Annotated in this window: 19 protein-coding genes; 9 read left to right on the top strand and 10 right to left on the bottom strand. The window is 68.0% G+C overall.

Going from position 1 to position 19,596, the window contains the following annotated elements; translation table 11 throughout:
• Positions 1-15: 15 nt before the first annotated feature.
• Entirely contained in the window at positions 16-1,434 is a 1,419-nt protein-coding gene (locus tag R5W23_RS06960) for a DNA ligase (RefSeq protein ID WP_320685714.1), read from the bottom strand.
• A gap of 183 nt (positions 1,435-1,617) precedes the next feature.
• On the opposite strand from R5W23_RS06960, the gene R5W23_RS06955 reads away from it, so the two are divergent.
• Positions 1,618-2,376: a glucose 1-dehydrogenase gene (locus tag R5W23_RS06955; protein WP_320685713.1), complete on the top strand. Its 759-nt coding sequence runs from the start codon at positions 1,618-1,620 to the stop codon at positions 2,374-2,376.
• A gap of 1 nt (position 2,377) precedes the next feature.
• Here the strand turns inward: R5W23_RS06955 and R5W23_RS06950 are convergent, their stop codons facing one another.
• Positions 2,378-2,974: a Uma2 family endonuclease gene (locus R5W23_RS06950; RefSeq protein ID WP_320685712.1), complete on the bottom strand. Its 597-nt coding sequence runs from the start codon at positions 2,972-2,974 to the stop codon at positions 2,378-2,380.
• Positions 2,975-3,057: 83 nt separating this feature from the next.
• On the opposite strand from R5W23_RS06950, the gene R5W23_RS06945 reads away from it, so the two are divergent.
• A complete protein-coding gene (locus tag R5W23_RS06945; protein ID WP_320685711.1) occupies positions 3,058-3,636 on the top strand; it encodes a flavodoxin family protein in 579 nt (192 codons plus the stop codon).
• Here the strand turns inward: R5W23_RS06945 and R5W23_RS06940 are convergent, their stop codons facing one another.
• On the bottom strand, positions 3,637-4,218 hold the full coding sequence (locus tag R5W23_RS06940) for a Uma2 family endonuclease (RefSeq protein WP_320685710.1): 582 nt from the start codon (positions 4,216-4,218) through the stop codon (positions 3,637-3,639).
• Between the two features lie 272 nt (positions 4,219-4,490).
• On the opposite strand from R5W23_RS06940, the gene R5W23_RS06935 reads away from it, so the two are divergent.
• Together R5W23_RS06935 and R5W23_RS06930 are read left to right on the top strand one after the other, a co-directional pair.
• Complete coding sequence (locus R5W23_RS06935; RefSeq protein ID WP_320685709.1) at positions 4,491-5,138, top strand: NAD(P)H-dependent oxidoreductase; 648 nt, start codon at positions 4,491-4,493, stop codon at positions 5,136-5,138.
• 55 nt (positions 5,139-5,193) lie between these two features.
• Positions 5,194-6,594, top strand: a complete 1,401-nt coding sequence (locus R5W23_RS06930; RefSeq protein ID WP_320685708.1) for an outer membrane protein assembly factor BamB family protein — start codon at positions 5,194-5,196, stop codon at positions 6,592-6,594.
• Positions 6,595-6,741: 147 nt separating this feature from the next.
• Here the strand turns inward: R5W23_RS06930 and R5W23_RS06925 are convergent, their stop codons facing one another.
• The 5 genes from R5W23_RS06925 to R5W23_RS06905 form a co-directional block, all read right to left on the bottom strand.
• Complete coding sequence (locus tag R5W23_RS06925; RefSeq protein WP_320685707.1) at positions 6,742-8,154, bottom strand: DUF1501 domain-containing protein; 1,413 nt, start codon at positions 8,152-8,154, stop codon at positions 6,742-6,744.
• A gap of 1 nt (position 8,155) precedes the next feature.
• The gene (locus tag R5W23_RS06920; RefSeq protein WP_320685706.1) at positions 8,156-8,488 is read right to left on the bottom strand and encodes a type II toxin-antitoxin system RelE/ParE family toxin; all 333 of its coding nucleotides are present in this window, start codon (positions 8,486-8,488) and stop codon (positions 8,156-8,158) included.
• Positions 8,485-8,751, bottom strand: coding sequence for an addiction module protein (locus R5W23_RS06915; protein WP_320685705.1), 267 nt, complete (start codon positions 8,749-8,751; stop codon positions 8,485-8,487). The genes R5W23_RS06920 and R5W23_RS06915 overlap by 4 nt, the downstream gene beginning before the upstream one ends.
• 70 nt (positions 8,752-8,821) lie before the next feature.
• The gene (locus R5W23_RS06910; RefSeq protein WP_320685704.1) at positions 8,822-9,907 is read right to left on the bottom strand and encodes a 3-keto-disaccharide hydrolase; all 1,086 of its coding nucleotides are present in this window, start codon (positions 9,905-9,907) and stop codon (positions 8,822-8,824) included.
• 39 nt (positions 9,908-9,946) lie between these two features.
• On the bottom strand, positions 9,947-12,769 hold the full coding sequence (locus tag R5W23_RS06905; protein ID WP_320685703.1) for a DUF1549 and DUF1553 domain-containing protein: 2,823 nt from the start codon (positions 12,767-12,769) through the stop codon (positions 9,947-9,949).
• A 98-nt stretch (positions 12,770-12,867) separates the two neighbouring features.
• On the opposite strand from R5W23_RS06905, the gene R5W23_RS06900 reads away from it, so the two are divergent.
• From R5W23_RS06900 to folK, 5 genes are all read left to right on the top strand, one after another.
• Positions 12,868-14,349, top strand: coding sequence for a sulfatase (locus R5W23_RS06900; RefSeq protein ID WP_320685702.1), 1,482 nt, complete (start codon positions 12,868-12,870; stop codon positions 14,347-14,349).
• 42 nt (positions 14,350-14,391) lie between these two features.
• Positions 14,392-15,294, top strand: a complete 903-nt coding sequence (locus R5W23_RS06895; protein ID WP_320685701.1) for an alpha/beta hydrolase — start codon at positions 14,392-14,394, stop codon at positions 15,292-15,294.
• Positions 15,295-15,335: 41 nt separating this feature from the next.
• Positions 15,336-16,211, top strand: a complete 876-nt coding sequence (locus tag R5W23_RS06890; RefSeq protein ID WP_320685700.1) for a hypothetical protein — start codon at positions 15,336-15,338, stop codon at positions 16,209-16,211.
• A 224-nt stretch (positions 16,212-16,435) separates the two neighbouring features.
• The gene (locus tag R5W23_RS06885; RefSeq protein ID WP_261185586.1) at positions 16,436-16,657 is read left to right on the top strand and encodes a small basic protein; all 222 of its coding nucleotides are present in this window, start codon (positions 16,436-16,438) and stop codon (positions 16,655-16,657) included.
• Between the two features lie 167 nt (positions 16,658-16,824).
• Positions 16,825-18,033 carry a 2-amino-4-hydroxy-6-hydroxymethyldihydropteridine diphosphokinase gene (gene folK, locus R5W23_RS06880; RefSeq protein ID WP_320685699.1) on the top strand — a complete coding sequence of 403 codons (1,209 nt, stop codon included), beginning with the start codon at positions 16,825-16,827 and terminating at the stop codon, positions 18,031-18,033.
• Between the two features lie 3 nt (positions 18,034-18,036).
• On the opposite strand, the gene R5W23_RS06875 is transcribed toward folK, so the two are convergent.
• Together R5W23_RS06875 and R5W23_RS06870 are read right to left on the bottom strand one after the other, a co-directional pair.
• On the bottom strand, positions 18,037-18,237 hold the full coding sequence (locus tag R5W23_RS06875; protein WP_261185584.1) for a hypothetical protein: 201 nt from the start codon (positions 18,235-18,237) through the stop codon (positions 18,037-18,039).
• A 30-nt stretch (positions 18,238-18,267) separates the two neighbouring features.
• Positions 18,268-19,326 carry a DUF1559 family PulG-like putative transporter gene (locus R5W23_RS06870; RefSeq protein ID WP_320685698.1) on the bottom strand — a complete coding sequence of 353 codons (1,059 nt, stop codon included), beginning with the start codon at positions 19,324-19,326 and terminating at the stop codon, positions 18,268-18,270.
• Between the last annotated feature and the right edge of the window lie 270 nt (positions 19,327-19,596).

Here is a 19,596-nt window from a genome sequence, read left to right as displayed (position 1 = left end):
GCGCGGGAGACGAACTCACTCGGGGCGGGGCTTCTCGACGTACCCTTTGCCGGTTTTCTCGGCGACGAGCTTGTCGTACTCTTTCTGGGTCTTCGCCGCGTCGGCGCACGCCTTACGGGTCTCGCGGCCGGGGGTGCCGACCTTGCCCCACTGGGTCACCACCTCGTTCCCGTCGGTCCACACCTCCCAGAACTTGTTGGAGGCGCCGTCCACGAACTCGAAATACCGCTTGGTCGTCGTCGCCATCGTCGGTCCTCCGGAAACGGGTGCGGGCGGGCGAGGAGCGGGCGCGTCTCGCGTGGTAGTCGGTTCGGCCGGCGCAGCAACCGGCGCGGGCCGTGCGGGCGTAGCCGCTTCGGCCTTCGGCGGTGCGGGCGCCGCAACCGCGGGCGCTTTCTTGCGCGTCGGAGCGGGGGCGTTCGGGAAGCCGTCGGGCCGCGGCCCGACGTACACCGGGAACCGCAGCGCGCCGTCGTCGGTCAGCTCCTGGTACTTCACGGTGATGATGCTGCCCTTGGCGGGCGGGTTGTCGCGGTCCCGGTCTTTCAGCCCGGTCCCGACCTTGCACTTCACGCCCGAGCTGAGCTGCACCCAGAGGGCGCCGACCCGGCCCTTGTGCCGCCCCTCGCCGGCCTCGTAGTCCACCACCACCACTTCCGTGTCGAGGAACTTCTTCACCTTCAGGATGCTGGACGAGCGGGCGCGCTCGTACCTCGAGCCGGGCTTGCGCACCATCAGCCCCTCACCGCCGAGGGTGACGATCCGTTCGAGTTCCTCTTCGAGGTGTCCGTTGCCCTTGCAGACCGCGTGTTCGACCAGTGACACGAACGGCGCTTTCCAGGCGGGCCGCGCGTCCGCGAGGAACTTCATGCGGTCCTCGAACGGGCCGGCCTCGTCGGGCGCGTCGAACACCAGGAACTTCATCGGCCGCCAGCGCTCCGGTTGCCCCTGGCTGCGGGCCACGTCGCTGGCCTCCTGAAACCTCTTGCGCCCGATCCACAGCTCGCCGTCGAGCGGGTGATTGGGGAGACCCGCGGTGAACCAGTCCGGCGCGAAGTAGATGTTGTACCCGCGGGACAGGAACTGCTTGCCGTCCCAGTACGCCCGGACGCCGTCGAGCTTCTCGCTGATCCACCAGCCGGTGAGGTCCTGCTCCCCGTCCCAGGGCTCGCCCTTGAGAAGGGGCAGCTCCTTCTTGTCCTCGGCGCCGGCGGGCTTGGCCGGTAGCGTCTCGCCGACGGCCGCGAGCCGGGCCTCCTCGGCCGCTTCGCCGCGCAGCTTGCGGATGTGCTTGCACGTGCGCTTGTTGCTGGGCGCGTTCTGGTTCAGCCACGCGGGGCACGTACACGAGTACGCCCCGCCCACGTTCTTGATCTTGTACGGGTTCTTACCGGAGCCCTGCATCTCATAGATCTGGCCGTCCGCGAGGTCCATCTGTGAGTTCCGTTGGGGAGTTGTGGGTGTGAAACTACCCCGGCTCCTGCAGCGTTGCAATCGTCGTTGCCGGAGAAGTTTTTCGGCTGTAAGAAGCCCGCTACCGTTCGGGTAGTTCTGGCATCGGTCCGCCGGACTGACTTCACCTCTCCTTCGCACATGTCAGCACAAAGGGGCTTTACCATGTCTCGTTTCAGCGGGAAAGTTGTGCTCGTCACCGGCGGTACCAGCGGCATCGGCCGCGCGACGGCGGTCGCGTTCGCCCGCGAGGGGGCAAAGGTCGTGCTCTCCGGCCGGCGCGAGAAGGAAGGGCTGGCGGTCGCCGAGGCGATCACGACGGCCGGTGGCTCCGCGCACTTCGTGCGAGCCGATGTGGCGAACGAAGCCGATGTAAAGCGCCTCGTCGACGAAACGGTGGCGAAGTTCGGGCGGCTCGACGTGGCGTTCAACAACGCCGGGATCGAGATGGTGGTGCCGCTGACGGACGCGACCGAGGCCGACTACCGCCGCGTGTTCGACATCAACGTGTGGGGTGTGGTCGCGAGCATGAAGCACGAGATCGCCGCGATGCTCAAGACCGGCGGCGGGGCGATCGTCAACACGTCGAGCGTGGTCGGGCACAGCGGGATGGCGAACGTGGCTCTGTACTCCGCGACCAAGCACGCGGTGGAGGGGCTCACGAAGTGCGCGGCGCTGGAGTACGCCAAGCAGGGCGTTCGGGTGACCGCGGTGGCCCCGGCGGCGATCGTGACCGAGATGATCGACCGGTTCGTCGGCGGCGAGGACACGGAGCCGGCGAAGGGGTTGGCGGCGATGCACCCGGTGGGGCGCATGGGCCGTGCCGAGGAGGTGGCGGAGGCGGTCCTGTACCTGGCAAGCGAGAACGCGAAGTTCACCACCGGCGTCTCGCTCCCCGTGGACGGCGGCTGGCTCGCGCAGTGAGCTACGCGAACAGGGCGGCGACCGGCACGGAGAACCCCGGCAGCACGTCGGGCACCGTGAGCGCGTCGGCCGCTGTCAATATCTGCTGCGCGTTCGGCGAAGCGTTGCGATAAGTCGAAGCGGTTCGCGTCTCGAAATCAATAACAACAACGACCGACACGCCGGCGTCAAGGTACGCGCCGAGTTTGCCGAACACGTACCCCCAAGTGTCGGACGGCGAACGCACCTCGACCACGAGTTGCGGGAGCGCGGTTATGGTTCCCGTCGGGACCTCTGCGTCCTTCGCGAGGCGATCGTAACCGACAAAGCACGCGTCGGGGCCGTACACCCGCTCCGGGTCGTCCTTCGCCGGCACCTTCACAAATGTGTCGTTGGTGAAGACGCGCCCCAGCGCGTTCGCGACAACGTATTGAGTCAGGTAAAACGCGATCCCGTTGCAAACGGCGCCGTGCTTACCCCCAGCCCTTGGGCGCTCCTGGACTTGACCGCACACGTACTCGACGCGCTGGTCGTGGTGCTTCAGCCCGAACTCTTCCGCGGTCATGCGGGGTGCCGCAGGCGCGTGCAGAGCTGGGGGCAGGGCGGCGGCGATGGACATGGTTCTTCCTCGGGAGTCCGTACAACTTACCACCACGACCGACAGCTCATCCAGACCGGTCGTCAGACGTCAGGAGCGTTTCCATGCCGGCCGTCGCGATCATCTACTTCTCCGGGCAGGGGCACACGCACCAACTCGCCGAAGCGGTTGCCGAGGGGGCGACGGGTGTCGCCGGCACCACCGCCGAGTTGGTCCGCATCGTCGGCGAGGACATCGTGAACGGGCGCTGGAAGAACGCCGACGCGATGAGCAAGCTGAACGCCGCGGACGCGATCGTGTTCGGCACGCCGACCTACATGGGCGGGTACGCCGCGCAGTTCAAGGCGTTCATCGACACGTCGAGCGAGGTGTGGATGAAGCAGGGGTGGAAGGACAAGCTCGCGGCCGGGTTCACCCACTCGCAGAACCTCAGCGGCGACAAGCAGAGCACCCTCATCGGGCTGTGGGTGAACGCCATGCAGCACGGCATGGTCTGGGTCAGCCCGGCCGCGCCGGTCGAGGGGTACGAGGCCGACAAGGTGAACCGGCTGGCCGGGTACGCGGGCGTGATGGCCCAGACCCCGTGGGGCACCGAGCGCGTGTCCGACGGGGACCGGCGCACCGCCGCGCTGCTCGGCGCCCGCATCGCCGAGGCCGCGGCCCGGTGGGCGAAGGGCACGTAACTACCCGAAGAACCGCGCAACCGGCACGACGACCCCCGGCAGCACGTCGGGGAGCTTCAACTCGTCGGTGCTCTCGAAAATGTCCTGCCGGTCCTCATCGCGGTACACGGAGGCCGACCGCGTTTTGGGGTCCAGAATGACGACCACCCCGACACCGGCCGCGAGGTACTCGAGCATTTTCGTCATCAACTCGGTCCAGCGGTCCGTCGGAGAACGCACCTCGATTACCAGTTCGGGAGGAACCGTCAGGTCCTCCGGCGGTTCCCCTTTCGGAACGCGGGCGTAGCTGACGTAAAGCACGTCGGCCCCGCGCACGCTGTCGGGTCCGACCGGCACGAACGTGTCGTTAATCGCGACCCATCCGAGGTCGTGCGCCCGAACGAAATCGCCGAGCAACCGGGCCGCGTTCTGCGAGATGACGCCGCGTCGGAACTTGGCCACGCCACCTCCCTCGCGCCCGTTCGTAACTTCTTGCCCGCTCCACACCACCCGCCCACGAACCAATTCAACCCCGGAGCAGTGCCCGTACTTCTTTAGGAACTCCGCCGCGGTCATTCGCTCGCCCGCAACCACCGTACTCATGGTCAGCGCCTCCTTCAGCGGCGGATTCTACCACACACCGGATCTTCACACGCGGCCCGGTTTCGACTCGTGAAAGGTGGCGCCCGGTTGCTAGCTATAAGCGGTACACCTCACCTCGATCGGAGGCCCCGATGTTGGCCCGCGCGCTCGCCACGTGAGCCGGCGGCGCGTCCGGCGCCGGCGAGCCCCGTTACAACGTGGTGCTGGGAACCTACCTCTCCGTTTGGACAAGGGCCGCGAGGCCACCGCCCCGATTCGATTTGGAGCCCCCGATGTCGACCGTTGCGCCCGAAACCGTTCTGACTCAACTCGGCTGGCGGTACGCCACCAAGAAGTTCGACCCCGCGAAGAAGATCGCCCCGGAGCTGTGGGCGCAGCTCGAGCGCGCCGCGACCCTGTCGCCGTCGTCGCTCGGGATGCAGCCGTGGAAGTTCGTCGTCGTGACCGACCCGGCGGTGCGGCAGAAGCTGCACCCGGCGTCGTACAACCAGGCGCAGGTCCTGGACGCGTCGCACCTCATCGTGTTCGCCGCCAAGAAGCCGCCCACGACCGCGGACGCGGACGCGGTCGTCGCCCGGTCGGTCGCGGTCCGCGGGGTGCCGCCGGAGAGCCTCGACGCGTACAAGAAGATGATGCTCGGCGCCCTGTCCGGGATGGACGCCAAACAGGCGCACCAGTGGGCGGCCAAGCAGTGCTACATCGCCCTCGGCACGTTCCTCACCGCCGCGGCGCTGGTGGGCGTGGACGCGTGCCCGATGGAAGGGTTCCAGGCCGACCAGTACGACGAGATCCTCGGGCTCAAGGAAAAGGGCCTCGGGGCCGTGGTGCTCGCCACCGCCGGGTACCGCTCGCCCGACGACAAGTACGCAGAGGCCGCCAAGGTGCGGTTCCCCGTCGATGAGGTCGTGATCCGCGTGTGAGCCCGCGGTTCGCCCGCCGCGTCGGAGTGTTGCCCAACCCCTTACGAGATGCCGAATGAACCGCCTCGCACTCGGTCTACTGGCCGCCCTCGCCCCCGCGGCCGCGCTCGGCGCCGACTGGCCACAGTTCCGCGGCCCGGCCGGCTCGGGCGTCGCGGACGACCAGAAGCCGCCGGTCAAGTTCGGGCCGAACGAGAACCTCGCGTGGAAGGTCGCGGTGCCCCCGGGCGCGTCGTCGCCCGTCGTCATCGGCGACAAGCTGTTCCTGACCGCGTTCGAGAACAACAAGCTGTTCACCATCTGTTACGCGTGCGCCGACGGGAAAGAGCTGTGGCGCGCCGACGCGAAGGCGACCAAGATCGAGCCGTTCCACCCGACCGAAGGGAGCCCGGCCGCGTCCACGCCGGTCAGCGACGGGAAAACGGTGGTGAGCTACTTCGGCTCGTGCGGCGTCATCGCGTACAGCCTCGAAGGCAAGGAGCTGTGGCGGTACGACATGCCGACCGCGGTGACCAACAACGAGTTCGGCAGCGGCACCTCGCCGGTCCTCGCCGACGGGCTGGTGCTCCTGGCCCGCGACCTGTCCAAGGACTCGGCGGTGTTCGCGATCGACCTCGCGACCGGGTCGCAGAAGTGGAAGGCCGAGCGCAAGTACCAGAGCGCCTACAGCACGCCGCTCGTCTGGACGGACAGCGGCAAGCGGGTGCTGGTGGTGCCCGGGATGACGACGCTGACCGGGTACGACCTGCTCTCCGGGAAGGAGCTGTGGGCCGTCAACCGGATGGCGGCGGTCGCCTGCACCACGCCGGTGGTGTACAAGGACACGCTGGTGTACTCGGGGTGGTCCCCGGGCGGCTCGGACTTCAAGCTCCCGACGTTCGACGAGATCCTGAAACAAGCGGGGGACGACAAACTCGGTTACCTGACGAAAGAGGGCGCGCAGAAGACCCCGTTCGGCAACTTCTTCGACAACAACGACCCGAACAAGGACGGCAAAATCACCCCCGAGGAGTGGGCGATCAACATGAAAGTGCTCGCCTCCGGGGAGAACCGCGCGGTGGCTCTCAAGCCGGGCGGCAAGGGCGAACTCGCCTGGACCTACACCAAGCACCTGCCCTACGTGCCGAGCCCCATCGTGTACCGGGACAAGTTCTACCTGTTGAAGGACGGCCCGCTGCTCACCTGCCTGGACGCGAAGACCGGCAAGCCGGTGTACGAGGGCGAGCGCGTGAAAGCCGGCGCCCGGTACTACGCCTCACCGGTCGCGGCGAACGGGCACCTCTACATCGCGTCGCTCGAAGGCACGGTGGCGGTGCTGGCCGCGGACGAGACCGAGCCCGAAGTGGTTCACTCGGTCAAGTTGCCGGAACCGGTCCGCGCGACCCCCGCGATCGCCCACAACACGCTGTACGTTCGGAGTGACAAGTTCCTGTACGCGTTCACCGCAAAGAAGTGATCGGTCCCTGCCCGTAAGGGCACGAACACGGAATCGGGTGCGTTCCCGAATCAGCCGCCGGCCGCCGCTCGTGGTACGTGACCACGAGCGGCGGCCGGCGGCCGTTTCGGAACTGGGGGCAGGAGTGCCGCCCCGCCGCCAAGAGCATTACGCCAGGAGCTTTTCGACCACCACGCCGTGAACGTCGGTGAGCCGGAAGTCGCGCCCCTGGAGCCGGTACGTCAGCTTCTCGTGGTCCAGCCCGAGTAGGTGCAGGAGCGTCGCGTTCAGGTCGTGGACGTGAACGCGGTCGTCGGTCGCGTTGAACCCGAGGTCGTCGGACGCGCCGAGCACCTGACCGGGCTTCACCCCGCCGCCCGCGAGCCACACCGAGTAGCAGTTCGGGTGGTGGTCGCGCCCGTCGTTACCGCCCTGAACCATCGGCGTGCGCCCGAACTCGCCGCCCCAGACCACCAGCGTGTCTTTCAAGAGCCCGCGCTGCTTCAGGTCCTTAATGAGCGCCGCGCACGCCTGATCGGTTTTGCCGCATTCCGTTTTCAGGCCGTTGGTGAGGCCGCCGTGGTGGTCCCAGGCCTCGTGGAACAGTTGCACGAAGCGGACACCCCGCTCGACGAGCCGGCGCGCGAGCAGGCAGTTGTTGGCGAAGCTCGGCTTCCCGGGCTCGGCGCCGTACATCGCGAGCGTCTCCTTCGTCTCCTTGCTCAGGTCCATGAGTTCGGGGGCGCTCGACTGCATCCGGCCCGCCATCTCGTAGGCCGAAATGCGCGCGGCGATCTCGGGATCGCCCACCACGTCTAGGCGCCGCTTGTTCAGCGCGTTGAGCGCGTCGAGCGAGTCCCGCTGGAGCCCCGGGTCGATGCCGGCGGGGTTGCCGAGGAACAGCACGGGGTCGCCGGCGGAGCGGAACAGCGTGCCCGCGTGGCTGGACGGCAGGAACCCGCTGCCCCAGCACGAGTTCCCGCCGCTCGGCCCCTTGCTGCCGCTCGAAAACACGACGAACCCGGGCAGGTCCTTCGACTCGCTCCCGAGGCCGTAACTGACCCACGCGCCGGCGCTCGGGCGGCCGAACTGCTGGTGCCCGGTCAGGGCCAGGATCTGCGCCGGGGCGTGGTTGAACGCGTCCGTGTGCATCGACTTCACGACAGCGATGTCGTCCACGACCGCGCCGAGGTGCGGGAGCAGTTCGCCGAGTTCGGTACCGCTCTGACCGAACTTCTTGAACTTGAACTTCGGCCCGAGCAGCTTGGAGTTGGGGTTGATGAACGCGGCCCGGTAGTTCTTGAGCAGCTCCGGGGGCGGGAGGGTGCCGTCGAACTTCGCGAGCTGCGGCTTGTTGTCGAACAGCTCCAGGTGGCTGGGCGCGCCGCCCATGAACAGGTAAATGACGCGCTTCGCCTTCGGCTCGTGGTGCGTCTTGGGCGCGGGGGGGGCATCGGCCCCGCGCGCCTCGTGGCGCGCGAGGTCCGCGAGCGCCATCGCGCCCAACCCGACGCCGCACTCGCGCAGGAACCACCGGCGGTTGAGAAGTTGCTGTCGCTCGGCGGGAGAGAAGGAGAGCATCTCAGGTCGTCTCCGATGGCGGATCGGCCGGTAAGCTGCGGTGCCACGCGCCGGGCCGGCGCGAGGCGTGAATCACCGCGACCACGAGCACGTCTTCGCCGCGCACTTGGTAAATGACGCGCTGCTGGAACCGCTCGATGAAGAACTCCCGGACCTCACGTCCCGGCACGTCGTCTTCAACAAGCGGAAACGTTCGTGGCGTCTCGGCGATGCGGAGGAATGCGACATCGACTTCGTTTTCAAACTCTTGCCCGTAGCGGCCGGGTTTGCGGTCGTACGCCGCACTGGTGGCAATCACGTCGGCACTCGCCGCGGGCGAAACGGCGAAACTCATGACGTTCGGTCCTCGCGGGCCTTGCGAATCGCGGCCATAGCTTCTTCGTACGTCAGCGCCTTGACTCGCCCGCTCTCGATGTCCTCGATGCGGCGCAGAAGCTCCGCCCGCAGCGCGTCTTCCGATTCGTACACGCCCGGCGGCGGGGCGACGCTGTCCATCAGCCGCCGCGCGATCACCTCGCGCTCGGGCGCGGAGAGCTTCAGCGCCCGGTCGAGCACGTCGCGTGCCTCGGGGGTGGCCGGTGTCGCAGTCGTGTTCATGACGTTTCCTCCGTGCTGGCGCACCGATTGTACCACACCGCCCGAGGCCCGTAACCGCACCCGCGGCCGCTCACTTCTTGGCCGGAAGCTCTTTCGCGAACACGTTCATGACCTCCAGCCCGGGGACCGGCTTGAACGCCACCGGCGAGCCGCCGGCCTTCGGCGTGAGGAGCACCTGCGTGCGCTGCCACGCGCCCGGCTTCTCCGCCTTGACCGTCACGGGCGTGCCGGCGAGTTCGAGGGTGAGGTCCGCCGCGGACTTGGCCGGCACCTTCCAGTCGAACAGGAGCGCGCCGCCGTTCGGCAACGTCCCTTCATGTACCAAGTCGCTCGTGCCCGCGGCGCGGACGACACCGCCGCCGGCCTTCCACCCACCTTTTTCGACCTTCCAGCCGTCCAGGTTCAGCCCGTTGAAGAGGCTGACGTGCCCCTCCGCGACCTTCGCGCACTCGGCCGGCGTCGGGTTCGTGCTCGGCAGCTCCTTGATCTTGATGTTCTTGAAGTGGCACTCCACGCCCTCGCTCTCGAGCGCGAGGTAGCCCTTGCGCGGGTTGCTCTTGCTCACGCCCGACACCTCCTTGCCGTTGACGTGCAGCTTGATGGCGCCGTCGTTGGCGATCACCTTGTAGTGGTTCCACTCGCCGCCGCCCTTCACGCGGTTCTCGCTCGGGAGGCATCGCTCGATGCCCTTGAAGTGCGGGCGGTCCGGGGTGCATTTCGCGCCCCAGATGCTGAAGATGTCGCCGTGGCTGGTGGCCCACCCGTCCTTCGGGGCGTAGTTGATGAGCACCTGGACCTCGATGCCCCGGGTGTAGCCGGTGCCGACCGCGGGGAGCGGGTCGCCCCACACGAACAGCCCGCTGTTCGCCATCTTTTCCTTTTCAACGTGCATCCAGTCGAAGTCGAGTTCGAAGTTCTCGTACTGCCGGTCCGTGCGGAGGAACCCCGTCGGGTTGCCCGTGGTGACGATCTCGTCGCCCTTCGCGTAGAACGTGCCAGGAGCGCAGTTCACGTTCACCCACCCGTCCAGGTTCTTGCCGTTGAACAGCGCCTTCACCTCGCCCCCGGCCGGCGCGGGCGCCTTGTCCTCGGCGGGCAGGCAGGCGGCGGTCAGGCCGGCGAAGAGGCAGGTCGAAAGCAGTCGGCGCACGAGCATGAATAGTCCCTTGGCGTTAACGTCGGTCCGGCGGGCGACTTACTCTTTTGTCACCGTTTCATCCAGGTTCAGCAAGACGCGCGCGACGACGGCGAACGCCCCCCAGTCGCTGAACGCGAGTCCTTCAACCTGCTTGGCGTCCTTGGAACCGGTCGCCACTTCCGCGGCGCTGGCGCCGCCCTCCTCGAACCGCTTGCGGGCCTTGTCGAGCAGCGCCGACAGCACCGTCAGTTCGTCGGCGGTGGGCTTGCGCGCCACGCACAACCGGAACGCATAGGTGAGCCGGTCCGCGTCGGTCTTCCCGCCTTCAAGAACCGCGCGCTTGCCGAGCGCCCGGGCGGCCTCCACGAACAGTGTTTCGTTCAGCCCCGTCAGCGCCTGGAGGGGCGTGTTGGTGCGCGTCCGCTTCACGCACGACGCCTCGCCGACCGGCACGTCGAACACGGTCAGCGCCGGGTAGGGCGTTGACCGGCGGCGGAAGGTGTAGAGTGCGCGGCGGTAGCGGTCCCCGTCCCGCGCCTCAGCCCACTCGAACGGGCCGTAGCTGGCCGGCGGCTTGAACAGGAAGTCCGGCGCCGGCGTGAACACGCTCGGCCCGCCGACCTTCGGGTTCAGCAGCCCGCTCGCCGCGAGGGCGGTGTCGCGCACGATCTCCCCCTCGGCGCGGAACCGGGGGCCGCGCGCGAGCAGTTTGTTATCGGGGTCGGCCTTCAGCAACTCGGGCGACACCTTCGACGACTGGCGGTAGGTGGCGGACGTCACGACGAGTTTGTGGAACTTCTTGACGCTCCAGCCGCCGTCCTGGAACTCGCGGGCCAGCCAGTCCAGCAGTTTGGGGTGGGTCGGCCGCGCGCCCTCGGTTCCGAACTCCTCCGGCGTGTTCACCAGCCCGGCGCCGAAGTACGTTTGCCAGACGCGGTTCACGACCGCCCGCGCCGTGGTCGGCGCGTTCGTGTCCACCAGCCACTTCGCCAGCGTGAGCCGGCTCGCGTCGGCGCCCGGGGGCAGCGGGTGCAGGAACGCGGGCGTCCCGGCGCTCACCTTCGCGGCGGGGCGCAAGAAGTCGCCGCGTTTGAGGATCGCGGTGGAGCGCAGCTCGTCACGCGGCTCGACGACCAGACTCGTCGAGCCCTCGGGCCACTGCTTCCAGAGCGCCTCAATTGCGGCGTTCGCATCCTTGAACGTGGGCACGGTGGTGCGCCAGAACCCGAACACGGTCTGCCCCTGGGCGGGCGTGCGTTTGTGGGCCGGTACCGCGAGCGCGGCGCATACAAGCGGCGGGAGCGGGGCACGGTCGGGAACGGTGTCGCCGGTCACGCTGAGCCGGAACCGGCCCAGGTTGTTGTTCATGTTGTCGTCGCTGTTCCACCCGCCGTGCATCTGCCGCAGCGTGAAGTGCAGCATCCCGCCTGCGGGGAGTTCGATCGGCTTTTCGGGCACGAACACCGCCACCCGCGGCGCGTTCCGCCGGCCCGGGCCGGCGTCAATGCCCCATGCGGTCTCGTCCTTGCCGTCGATCGCGAACGACACCGGCCCCGTCACCCGCGGCTTGTTACTTTTGTCGTCGAAGTTGCTCTCCAGCGGGCGCTCCGGGTTCGCGTAGTCCGCGAGCGCCTTCACGAGCTTCACTTTTGTTCGCTTCCCCTGAGCTTCCGTCTCGACCTGGAACTCGGTCAGCGCGCTGGTGCCCATAAACGAGCGGCCGGGGCCGTTGCAGGGCAAGTTCGGGTCGTTGAGCAGTTCGATGCGGAACGCCGTCACCGTCTTGACGGGGGCCGGCCCGCGCATCAGGGTGTTGAACTTCGTCGGGGCGTACCCTTGCGCCAGGACGGAGCCGTCCGGCTGTGCGATGTAGCGCTGGGAGTTGTCGCTGGCGTTCTCCACGGCCACCGTTTTCCACACGGGCTCGTTCCGAACGCCTTCTTCCCACTTCGCGAGCACCTCTTGCCAGTCTGGGTTCGTCTCCTTCAGCCCGGCTTCGATCTCGGTGACCTTGGAGCGGATCCGGTTGACCTCCACCCGCTCCTTCGGCGTGTACACGACGCGCTGGGCCTCGTGGTCGTTGTTGAGGAACGCGAACAGCCTGTAATACTCTTCCTGCGTGAGCGGGTCGGACTTGTGGTCGTGGCACTGGGCACACGCCACGCTCAGCCCCAGGAACGCCTTGCCGAGGGCGTCCACGCGGTCGAACATGGCGTCCATCCGGAACTGCTCGGGATCGACCCCGCCCTCCTCGTTCAGCATCGACATCCGCAGGAACCCGGTCGCCACGATCTGGTCCTGCGTCGCGTTCGGGAGCAGGTCGCCGGCCACCTGTTCGATCGTGAAGCGGTCGAACGGTAAATCGGCGTTGAACGCGTTAATCACGTAGTCGCGGTACGCCCACACCTGGCGGGACTTGTCCTTTTCGTACCCGTCGCTGTCGGCGTACCGGGCCGCGTCGAGCCACCACCGCGCCCATCGCTCGCCGTAGTGCGGCGACGCGAGCAGTTTGTCAACGAGCCGTTCGTAAGCGTCGGCGCGCGTGTCCGCGACGAACGCGTCCACGTCCCGCGGCGCGGGCGGTAGCCCGGTGAGGTCGAGGTGCAGCCGGCGGCACAGCGTGACGCGGTCCGCTTCCGGCGCGGGCGCCAGCTTCTCTTTTTCGAGCCGCGAGCGGACGAACGCGTCGATCGGGTTGCGGACCGGGTGCGCGGTTTTCGGCGGCGCGGGGCGAACGGGCGCCTGAAACGCCCAGTGCTTCGCGTCGGCGCCCCGGGCGGCCGTGGGGCGCATGCCCACGGAACCGAGCGGCACCAGAACCAGCGCCGCCGTCAGCGCACCCGGCAGAGCGAACGGGAGAGTGGTCGCGGGTCGGAGCATGGGATCGCGGGTTGTCTGGACGGGCGCGGGAGCGCACAATGGCGGGACTCGCGGCATTGTACCGGAACACCGCGGGCGGTTTCACGCGGGAAATTCGGATGCGGCCTCTCCTCGCACTCGCCCTCGGTGTCGCGATCGCCTCCGGGGGCTCACACCCGCCCCGCGCCGCCGGCGCCGAGAAGCCGAACGTCCTGTTCATCGCGATCGACGACCTGAACGACTGGGTCGGCCCGCTCGGCGGCCACCCGCAGGTCAAAACGCCCAACATCGACAAGCTCGCGGCCCGCGGCACCACGTTCACGAACGCGCACTGTCAGGCGCCGCTGTGCAACCCGTCGCGCACGAGCGTACTGACCGGGCTGCGTCCCTCCACGACCGGCGTTTACGCGCTCAGCCCGTGGTTCCGCACCTCCGAGAAGTTGAAGGACCACTCCACCCTCTTCCAGTGGTTCAAGCGGAGCGGGTACGCGACCATCAGCACCGGGAAGATCTTCCACGGCGGCTACCCGCCCAAAGAGGCGCGGGCCGCGGAGGTCGATACCTTCGGCCCGCCGGGCGCGCTGCAACCGCGACCAAAAGCGAAGTTCGTGGACACGCCGGACCCGCACCCGCTCGTTGATTGGGGCGCGTTCCCGGAGAAGGACGAGGACTGTTTCGACCACGATGTCGCGACGTGGGCGGTGAAGCACCTCAAGGACCGGCCGAACGGGCCGTGGCTTCTCGCGGTCGGTTTCCAGCACCCGCACGTCCCCTGCTACGCGCCGCAAAAGTGGTTCGACCTGTACCCCGCGGATCAGCTCGTTTTGCCGAACGTGAAGGACGACGACCGCGACGACCTGCCGCGGTTCGCCTCGTACCTGCACTGGAAGCTCCCCGAGCCGCGGCTGAAGTGGCTCCGGGGCGCGAAGCAGTGGGGGCCGCTCGTGCGGGCGTACCTCGCGAGCGTCAGCTTCGTTGACGCCCAGGTGGGCCGGGTGCTCGACGCCCTGCGCGAGAGCGGGCTGGAACAGAACACGGTTGTGGTGCTGTGGAGCGACCACGGCTGGCACCTGGGCGAAAAGGGCATCACCGGGAAGAACACGCTCTGGGAGCGTTCCACCCGTGTGGCCCTCATCTTCGCCGGCCCGAAGGTCGCCGCAAACGCCCGGTGCGACCGCCCGGCCGAACTGCTCGACCTGTACCCGACGCTGGCAGACCTCTGCGGGCTCCCCGCGAACCCGGCGAACGAAGGGCTCAGCCTCGCCCCGCAGTTGAAGGACGCAAAGGCGGCCCGCGAGCGCCCGGCCGTCACGACCCACAACCCGGGCAACCACTCCGTCCGCACCGAGAAGTGGCGGTACATCGTGTACGCCGACGGCAGCGAGGAACTGTACGACCGCGGTACCGACCCGCACGAGTGGACCAACCTCGCGAAGGAGGCCAAGTTCGTCGCGGTGAAAAAAGAACTCGCGAAGTGGGTGCCGGCCACGAGCGCGGCCCCGCTGCCGAACAGTACAGGCCGCCTCCTCACCTTCGACAACGGTGTGCCCGTCTGGGAAGGCAAGCCGATCGGCCCGAACGCCCCGTTCCCCGAACGGTAACGGGTCCGTAGCCCCGTTACCCACACCCCGCTGAGGTGCCTCATGATTCGCGGTCTCGCACTCGCACTCGCACTCGCACTCGCACTCGCACTCCCTGCCGCGCTCGCGCGGGCGGCCGAACCGGTGACGCACAAGCTGTGGCCCGGCAAGGCGCCGGGCGAGACGAAAGACCTCGGCGCGGAGAAGCTCACCGAGCCCAAGAAGGGGCAAGCCGATGTGAAGCGCCTGGGCAACGTCAGCGAGCCGACCATTACCGTCTATGCGCCGCCGAAAGAGAAGGCGAGCGGCACCGCGGTGGTGGTCGCGCCGGGAGGCGGGTACTCGATCCTGGCCATCGAGCACGAGGGGACCGACGTGTGCAAGTGGCTCAACGACCTCGGCGTCACCGCGGTGCTGCTGAAGTACCGGGTGCCGAAGCGCGAGGCGCAGAGCCCCGACAACCTCGCGATGGTGCAGGACGCGCAGCGCGCGGTCACGCTCGTCCGCGGCATGAGCAAGGAGCTCGGCGTCGACCCGAACCGGGTCGGGATGCTCGGGTTCTCGGCCGGCGGGCACCTGACCGTCTGCACCGCACTCACCCAAAAGCGGCTGTACGAGAAGGTCGATCAGGCGGACGAGGCGTTCGGCCACCGGCCGAACTTCTGCGTGCTGGTGTATCCGGCGTACCTGACCGACAAGGGCGGCGCGCTCAAGCCGGAGTTCGTCGTGACCAAGGATTCGCCGCCGATGTTCTTCGCGCACTCGTCGGACGACCCGGTTACGAGCGAGGGGAGTGTGGCGCTGTACCTCGCGCTGACGAAGAACAAGGTGCCGGCGGAGTTGCACCTGTACGCGACCGGTGGGCACGGGTACGGGATGCGCAAGACCGCGCACCCGTGCGCGAGCTGGCCCGACCGCGCCGGCGACTGGCTGAAGGCGCGCGGCCTGCTCGAAAAGGCGAAATGAGAGCGTCGCAGTAGGGCTTGTTCCTGACGGTGCTGGCGGTGATGCTATACCGCATGTCCCGGCACCGCCACTCGGACGAGAACAGAGTCACTTCGGCGACCCCGGCCAAGCCCCGGCTCACGGTCGAGCGGCTCCGCCGTCGGGCCACGTTCCGGAAGCTGATCCTTCTGGAGTGCGGAATCATCCGCCACGCCCCGTTCGCCGACTGTGGGCGACCGCTGTGGGATCTGATGGCGAAACAGCCGTGGTTCGAGAGCACACACCCACCGGCCGAGTGGTACCGGCTGTATCGGGCGACCCGCACCGTGCCAGAGACGGTTCCGGGCAGCGGTCTACCGTGGACGTTCTCGCGAGTGAACGGTCACCACGCGGTCGAGTGGATCGAGCGACACGCAGACGGCACCGCAACAGACGACCAACTGCTCATCGCCGAAGAGTACTTTCACCAGGCCGAATACGCGGCCGAGGCGGACCGGTTCTCGCCCCCAGACGACCAGCGGTATGAGATCGAAATCCGTTACGGGGCCGCAAACTGGCTGCTCGGCATGAACAAACAAGGCCCGAAGTTGTGGAACCTTTTGGATTACTACCTGGCCAGCTTCCCCGGGCAATTTGACAGCTGGGGGAAGTGGCTACCGTTTCACCCCCAGCACCACGCTGTTGCCATCGACCTGATCGATGACATCCTGGGGAGCCCACTTCGGTCCGCACGATTCGAGCCCGCGTGGCGAACGGCTGATACCGTCGCGATCGCATCGGCGATGTACGAAACGCGCGATTTCTCCGCGGCCCCGATCCTGGCGGACGCGCTGGAGGACGCCGGGTGCGACAACGCCGACGCCCTCGCCCACTGCCGGGCCGAGCGGCGCCACTGCCGCGGCTGTTGGGTCGTTGACCTGCTGCTCGGGAAGTCGTAACGATCCGAGCCGGGCGGTTACGACTGTTGGCGCCGTGGCCCAGAAGGTGTGGTGCGAGTAGCCGTCGATCGGTTCCGTGCTGAAGTTCTGGTAGGTTCGGACTTCGCGGTTGCGCGGGGCGTGTGGACGAATATCGGTTGGGGGCGTATCATCACTTTTCACGCTCGGCTCGCGCAATGCTGCCGCCCGGCGAACCACGAAACACGATAACACGAAACACGACCATGTCCATCGACAAGAGCCTGAAGCGGAAAGCCGGCATGTCCCGGCAGCGGTGCGTGCTGACCCGCGCCGAGCGCATTGCCAAGATGCTGGAAAACGGCAAGTTCGGCGCGGATTCCAGCCCCTACGGGCTGCCCAAGACCCGCGTCCAGAAGGTCGCCCTCAAGAAGAAGGCGAAGAAGGAAGAGGCCGAAGGCGACGATAAGGCCAAGAAGAAGAAGTAACCGCTCCCGCTCGGCCGCGACGCTCGCCAGGGACAAAAGCCACTGGCAAGCGTCGCGGCCGAGCGCCGTAGTTTCAAGTCCGGACGGTTGCGAGTCGCAAGTCAAACCCAGTCGTGCCCTGGACTTGATGACTTTCGACTTGCTGACTTGAAACGACCGGGGTTCTCATGCCGCTCGCATACGTCGCGCTCGGGTCCAACCTTGGCGACCGCTGGGCCACACTCTCAACCGCGGTGAAGCGGCTCCGGGCCGAACCCGGGCTGCGGGTCACCGCGGTTTCGGCGTTCTACGAAACCGCCCCGGTCGATTGCCCGCCCGGGGCCGGCGAGTTCTTCAACGCCGTGGCCGCAATCGAAACCGACCGCACGCCCCACGACCTGCTCAAACTCCTCCTTCACATCGAACGGCAGTTCGGGCGCGTCCGCAGCGAACCGAACGCCCCGCGCACCCTGGACCTCGATCTCGTGCTGTACGGTGACGCCGTCATCGACACGCCCGATCTGATCCTTCCGCACCCGCGGACGCACCAGCGGGCGTTCGTGCTGGTGCCGCTCGCCGCAATCGCCCCCGACGTGCGCCACCCGGTACTCAAGAAGACTGCGAGTGAGCTCGCCGCAGCCGTTCCGGCGGATGACATCCGACCGGTCGCGCCTCCGCCGGCGCCGCAAACGCTGGCCGGCTTGCGCGCACTGGTTACGGGGTCCACGTCCGGGATCGGCCAAGCGATCGCGACCGCGTTCGCCGACCACGGGGCCGAGGTGATTACCCACGGCCGCCGGTCGGGCACGGGCCGGCACCTTTCGGCCGATCTGAGCGATCCGGCCCAGGTCGAACGGCTCGCGCGCGAGGCGTGGGACACGTTCGGCCCGCTCGACGTACTCGTGTGCAACGCGGGCGCGGACACGCTCACCGGCGCGGCCGCGAAGTGGTCGTTCGACGAGAAGTTCGACGCGCTGCTCGCGATCGACCTGAGAGCCACCGTGCGGCTCGCCCGCGACCTCGGCGCGCGCATGAAGGCGCGGGGCCGCGGGTGCGTTCTGACGGTGGGCTGGGACCAGTCCGAAACCGGGATGGAGGGCGACAGCGGGCAACTGTTCGCCGCCGTGAAGGGCGCGGTGACGTGCTTCACGCGCAGCCTTGCCCTGAGCCTCGCGCCCGAGGTGCGGGTCAACTGTCTCGCCCCGGGGTGGGTGCGGACCGCGTGGGGCGAAACGGCGTCGCCGGTGTGGCAGGAGCGGGTGCGCGACGAAACGCCGCTCGGCGTGTGGGGGTTACCGGAAGACGTGGCGGCGGCGGCGGTGTGGCTGGCGGGACCGTCGGCCGGGTTCATCACCGGGCAGACGGTTCGCGCCAACGGCGGCGCGGTTCGCGCGTAGCCGTTACTGCTTGAGCTCGACTTTCGGCGCCGCCCCGCGCCCCTTGTTCCCGGCCCCCAGGTTGACCGGCTCACCGCCCTGAGAGCCCAGCGCCTTCGGGCCGCCGATGGGCTGGTCGGAAGGCGACTGGATCTTCGAGTTGTCCTGTTTGCTCCCGCAACCGGCGGCGCCGGTCACGAACAGCAGAAGCGCAAGAGCCCGCATCGTCGGTTCCCTTTCGTGTTCAATGCGCGTTCAACCGCCCAGGTCGCTGAAATCGATGACCTCGCCCTTTTGGGCCGAACTCGCGTTAATGTATTGTGTGTGCGGCGCCGTGGTCGGCCCACGGATGCCACGGACCGACCCGTCGCAGAACGCGAAGTTCGTGACGCCGCTGTGTTCCGCCGAGAACGCCCCGAAGTCGCGGCTGCCCGTAGCCATGAGGCCGTCGAAGGTCGAGCGCCACCCGGCCGAGATCCACGACCACGCGGTCTTGACGGTGACCGGCCCGTTGGATCCGGACGCGAGCCCGTCGCCCAGCGTCTCGCCGAACATCAGCGTGTTGCTCGTCCCGTCCGATATGCTCAGGTTGTTGATCGGCGAGGCCTTCTGGACGTTCGAGAAGGTGGCCGCCGCCCCGTACGGCAGCACCATCGACGGCACGAACACGCCGCGCCAACTGTCGAGGGGCTGCCCGCCCGTCGTGATGTTCGAGCCGACGAGCGAGAACCGCCCGCCGACCCCGATGTAGTTCGTGATCCCGAGGTTCGCGGACGCCGGGAAGACGGACGCTTGCCACCCGATCGCCGACCCGTTGAAGACCATCCGGTGCGGCCCGATGTACCCGTCCGTCGGCGCGGCGTTCGGCGCCGCGGGGCACTCGAACGTCTTGATCCGGGTGCGGGCCGGGACGGTGTTCGCGGCGTTCGACGACCACAGGCTGCCCGCGGCCGTGTTGAACGGGTCCCAGTTCACCTGGAGCTGCGCGTGGACGTTGTTCTGCTCGACGTACGGGAGCAGGTACGCGAGCACCCCGACGCCGGAGTTGTTCGTGAACGGGAAGCCGGACGCGGCGTCGGTCGGGACGAGTACCGCGGCCCCGACCGGGAAGGCCTGGTTCGCCGCCTCGTAGTTCTGGGCGGCGAGGGCCAGTTGTTTCAGGTTGTTCTGGCAGCTCATGCGCGCCGCCGCGGCGCGCACCTTCTGAACGGCGGGCAACAAGAGCCCGATCAGGATCGCGATGATCGCGATGACGACCAACAGTTCGATCAGCGTGAAGCCGAAGCGCGAGCGATGCGAACGGGCGGGGGGCATGTAACTGCTACTCCAACGGCAGGGAGAGATCGATCCGGCCGACGCGGACACCGTTCCGTATCCGGCCCGGCGGCACCGGCGGCACGAAAGCGTAGAACATGCGAGCCGGGCGAAACGGTACGCGCGGCCCGGCGAACGCCGCGCCACGCGCCTGGGCGGGTCCAGTTGTTCGGATTCCGCGGGAGCTAACGCCCCGGCGTTTGCCCGTCGTCGTCGCCCCGGGGCGCGCCAACGGCCGAAAACCACTGGCGGCACGCCACTCGCTTCAAA

Origin of the sequence: Gemmata algarum (genome assembly GCF_034097035.1) — a bacterium.
GTDB lineage: Bacteria > Planctomycetota > Planctomycetia > Gemmatales > Gemmataceae > Gemmata > Gemmata algarum.
Note: the sequence above shows the minus strand (reverse complement) of the source record. Positions and strands in the feature narration are given on the sequence as shown.